The organism is Daejeonella sp. (assembly GCF_037719425.1).
Lineage (GTDB): Bacteria > Bacteroidota > Bacteroidia > Sphingobacteriales > Sphingobacteriaceae > Daejeonella.
The window spans coordinates 9,662-13,094 of the sequence record NZ_JBBJNI010000125.1 but is presented as its reverse complement, the minus strand read 5'-3'; the positions used below and the strand labels follow the sequence as shown (position 1 = coordinate 13,094).

Here is a 3,433-nt window from a genome sequence, read left to right as displayed (position 1 = left end):
GAGGTGACTTCAACTGGTAATGACGCTACAGTAACCAATGCTGCTGTAATCACTAAAGTACTCACTAGTTTAAATACCACCGCGGGTACGCCAGTTGCAGCGGACAATATCCTTGCCGCCATTGGTAAGCTGACCGGTACTGATGCACTAAAAGCAAATCTTGCCTCACCAACATTCACAGGAACCCCAACTCTTCCAACCGGAACGATTGCAGTTACCCAGGCAGCCAATAATAATACTACTGCCGTTGCAACTACGGCTTATGCAGATGCCCAGGCTTCAGCAGCAGTAAGCGGCAAGCAAAATACGCTGACAAACTCAGCAGGATTAGCTGGCGCATTATCTGACGAGACCGGCACAGGCTTAGCGGTGTTTGCAACTTCACCAACCTTAACTACCCCTGTGCTTGGTGTAGCTACGGTAACATCGGTGAACGGCTTAACCCCGACAGCGGCAGCGGTAGGATTTACCCTTGCTGGTGGAACCACGAGCAAGACGTTAACTGTTCCTTTAGATGCTTCTGTTTCCGGTACAAATACAGGTGATCAAACATCAGTGACAGGAAATGCCGGCACTGCAACGGCTTTACAAACAGCGAGAAGTATTTATGGTAATAGTTTCAACGGTGGTGCAGACCTTACCCAAATAATAGCACCTGCTTTTGGGGGAACCGGAAATGGTTTTACTAATTTTACCGGTGCGGCAACAACTGAGAAAATATATACCTTACCCAATGCCAGCGCTACTATACTCACTTCTAATGCAGCAGTAACGCCCGGGCAAGGCGGAACAGGTGTAAATAACGGAAGCAGTACAATAACGTTGGGTGGGAATCTTACTACTTCTGGCGCATTTACTACAACATTAACCAGCACCGCAAATACAAATGTTACCCTGCCAACTACCGGCACAGTGTCCACGCTGGCAGGGAGCGAAGCATTGACCAACAAAACGATAGCAACCTTCAATTTTGCAGCCGATGCCGGCGCTAGCGACGCCTATGCAATTACACTTTCTCCCGCACCCGCAGCATATACAACGGGGATGATAGTTATTTTAAAAGCGAATACTGTTAATACCGGAGCGGCAACGGTAAATGTAAACAGTCTCGGTGTAAAAACAATAGTAAAAAGGGTGAACACAGCGCTTGCTAACGGCGATATTCCAGCGCTTAGTTTTAAAATGCTCGTGTATGATGGGACTAATTTTGTAATTATGAATCCAGCGGTTCTTTAAAAGAATATTATGAAAAGGCTTTTGTTTTATTTTTTTCAAAGCGGAATTAGTTTTCTTCGTCGCAAATCAAAAGCAATGGACCGGGGATAGGCCGCCTATACTATTTATTAAATTATCAAATATTGAAAATATATTGACACTTGTAACCAAACAATGAAAAATCCGCTGAATGCCAAAGATGCAAAAGCTTATACTATGCAAAGGTTTATAATCACGTTGTTATTGAGCCTGTCATTCTGCTTAGCTTCAATTGCTCAGACTCGCCCGGTAAAACTCGGCACTTCCTTAAAATTAACCACCCCCAACGATTCCCTCCAATATACCATTGGAGCCTACCTCGGTCAATGGGTAACTAATAACGGCTTTGCCGTGACTAATTCCGAGCTGTTTTTAAAAGGGATGAATGATGTTCTTGGTAACAAACATCTCCTGATACCTTCAGCAACTGTTGCGGCTAAATTGGATTCATATCAAAAACGCCTGATATCTGCGCGTGGTGCCCGCCAGGAGCAGATTCTCTTCCAGAATGTGAGAAACCAGTCTGGAATTGGTGCCCTTCCAAGTGGCGTAAATTACTTTGTAATGAAGCCGGGGGCTGGAATTCGTCCCCAGGCTGCCGACTCTGTTTTGATTCATGTAAAAGGTTTTCTTCCAGATGGTAAATCATTTGAAGATACCTATGCTAAAAAGACACCTTTAAGAGGTACACCCGGTACGTTTATACCCGGAATGAATGAAATACTTCAAATAATGCCTGTTGGGTCTACCTGGAGGGTATTCATCCCATCAGTCCTTGCTTACGCAGGAACTGGTGTTCAGGGATTAATACCGCCCAATTCTGCGATTATTTTTGAGGTGGAACTCCTCGCAGCAGCAAGACAGAAATAAAGATTATCCGTAAACCAGAATTTCAATCAATGACAAAAATTATCCTATAGCGGGAACTTCTGTCATTTATAAATAACTTTCTTTTATTAATTGCGTATACTGGCTACAAGACTTCTTAAAACCTTAATGCCTGGCCCCTTGCAAAGAAATAATATTATTGTATCTTGGTTCCAGTTTGTTAGACGTCAATTTGCATGTAAGGAGTATACACCAACGAACAGCTACCAGTAATAAGGAGAAACTATATAATATAACTTTACGTGATTCCCCCAAAATTTAGATATAAATGGACACTCGCCCCTGTGGTTTTGCTTGCCCTGTTTTTCTTAGTGCCGGGTTTTGTAAAAGCTCAGACGGTTAATGAGGTTTATGTTTTTCGGAACTCACCGGTATATGCACATCCGAATTCTAACACCAATATATTTTCTAATGTATCACAGGGCGGTACCATTGTATCTTACAATACTGCACTGATTAATTTTTATGCCCAGATCTGGCAAAATGAAGCTGGCAGCCGCCTTCCGGATGAGTCCGCGCGTGGCATAGATAGCATTGGAGGCATTTTTCGATTTTCAGGTCAATTCTTAAATGCCCAGGATATTATTACTCTAGGCGCACAGTCTTTGAACGGCTTTCCCAACTTAAGGATAGATAACCTGCTGAATGTAACCGCTCAGAAGGGTAATCTTTATGTGAATAATAACCTGGATCTTGCAAATGGAAATTTAATTTTAAGCAATGTTGATGTTAGCGTAGGTCGCGATGGCCGTGGTACGATCACCGGCTTTGGCCTTACAAATTTTATCGTAACCGGAACGGGGATTACCGGGGGAAGCCTGAAGAGAAGTTTTACCGGATCGGCTACCACTCCGACCGATTATCCCATTGGTACTTCGCTGACCAGCTATACTCCCGCTTCTATTATATATAAAGGGATCCCGCAGAATATTAAACTAAGAGTAGCCGATAACGTTTATAACAAAGGCAACTTCCCCGAATATGTAAATAAGACCTGGATACTCGCACGTGACTTTCCTGATCCTGCCGGAACCCTTGAACTAACTCTCCAGCACAATTCAGCAGATGAAGGTATCGAATATTTCAGGAACAGGGCCGAAGCATACGTCGCGCGCTACGATCCGAACCTGGTGGGTTTATATGATATTTTACCACCTCAACCTACCAGTACTCCGGGAACTATCAGCGCCCGCGCTCCTGTTGCGGGAGCCTACATGAATACAAGGCTTAATATAGGTGCCTTAAAAACAAATGAGTATTTTACCAAATCGGTTATCAAAAAGCAGATTGA

3 protein-coding genes are annotated in these 3,433 nt (G+C 43.6%); all 3 read left to right on the top strand.

Going from position 1 to position 3,433, the window contains the following annotated elements; translation table 11 throughout:
• Positions 1 to 1,236, top strand: a 1,236-nt coding sequence (locus tag WKF69_RS14890; protein ID WP_340382863.1) for a hypothetical protein, incomplete at its 5' end; no start/stop codon positions are given.
• A gap of 153 nt (positions 1,237 to 1,389) precedes the next feature.
• Positions 1,390 to 2,124, top strand: coding sequence for an FKBP-type peptidyl-prolyl cis-trans isomerase (locus tag WKF69_RS14885; RefSeq protein WP_340382862.1), 735 nt, complete (start codon positions 1,390 to 1,392; stop codon positions 2,122 to 2,124).
• A gap of 260 nt (positions 2,125 to 2,384) precedes the next feature.
• Positions 2,385 to 3,433: hypothetical protein (locus WKF69_RS14880; RefSeq protein ID WP_340382861.1), on the top strand; the 1,049-nt coding region annotated here is incomplete at its 3' end.

Bases quoted from the DNA above. Each gene is read 5' to 3' on its own strand.
- WKF69_RS14885 (WP_340382862.1), top strand. From the start codon at position 1,390: ATGAAAAATCCGCTGAATGCCAAAGATGCAAAAGCTTATACTATGCAA.